Below are 395 nucleotides of genomic sequence, written 5' to 3' on the forward strand. Positions count from 1 at the left end.
CAGCTGAGCTAATCCTCCTGGGTATTATGCCTAGCGATGTCCTACTCTCACAGGGGGAAGCCCCCAACTACCATCGGCGCTAAAGAGCTTAACTTCCGTGTTCGGTATGGGAACGGGTGTGACCTCTTTGCCATCATCACTAGACTATTAACGGCTTTCAATATACATCGTATTTCTTCGTCTGCTTCTGTCGTTCAGTCAGTCACGTACTTGAGTACGCTCCTTCCTTCTCTCCATCGCTTCCTCGAACTACTCGTATCTTGAAACCCTTGGTTRAAAGAATTATTCTTTCAAAACTGGATAAACGGTGCATTGAATGTTTCAAACTTTTTTGGTTAAGTCCTCGATCGATTAGTATTCGTCAGCTCCATGTGTCACCACACTTCCACCTCGAA

At 45.4% G+C, this 395-nt stretch carries 1 rRNA gene; it reads right to left on the bottom strand.

The features are described 5' to 3' along the window. Positions 1-28: 28 nt before the first annotated feature. Positions 29-144 (bottom strand): 5S ribosomal RNA (gene rrf / locus AC1DCY_RS27830). Positions 145-395: the final 251 nt, after the last annotated feature.

Source organism: Lysinibacillus sp. 10T31 (genome assembly GCF_056394365.1).